General features: G+C 55.1%; 1 protein-coding gene. It reads left to right on the plus strand.

The features are described from left to right. On the plus strand, positions 1-620 hold a 620-nt coding region (locus tag JTP94_RS02715; RefSeq protein ID WP_204849035.1), incomplete at its 5' end, for a TIGR02594 family protein. Between the last annotated feature and the right edge of the window lie 23 nt (positions 621-643).

Here is a 643-nt window from a genome sequence, read left to right on the forward strand (position 1 = left end):
CCGATGGCATTCAGGGCCGCATGACGATCGCCGCAATCACGAAATTCCAGACCGACAAGAATCTGTCCGTTCAATATCCTGGTACGCTTGGGCCGACGACACTCACTGCGCTAGGCATATCGAGCGCAGCGCTTTCCATTCCTCCATGGGTAGCCTTGGCGCAGACCAAGATGGGATTGAACGAGGTCCGCGACAACAAAGTGCTATCCGCCTTTCTGAAGAGCGATGGCTCAACGGTCGGCGACCCCTCAAAATTGCCGTGGTGCGGTGACTTCGTGGAAACATGCATCGCGGTCACGCTCCCCCATGAGCCGATGATCACCAATCCCTATTGGGCGTTGAACTGGCTGAAGTTCGGTATCGAAATCCCCGAGGGCAAGCCCGTCATGGGTGCGATCGGGGTGGCAACGCGAAACGGGGGTGGCCACGTTTTCTTCGTCATCGGGCATGACCAGAATTTTTTCCATATTCTCGGTGGTAATCAATCCAACTCTGTCAGCATCGAAAAAATGGACAAGAGCAGGGTAGCTGGGCTTCGCTACCCATCGACTTATCCGAAGCCGGATACCGTGCTGCCGTTCTCGGTTTTCACCGGTAAAATCTCCACCGACGAAGCATAAGCCCCAACCATCAAAGGACATCT

Origin of the sequence: Martinezella lusitana, assembly GCF_016901135.1 — a bacterium.
In the GTDB taxonomy this organism is placed as follows: domain Bacteria; phylum Pseudomonadota; class Alphaproteobacteria; order Rhizobiales; family Rhizobiaceae; genus Rhizobium; species Rhizobium lusitanum_D.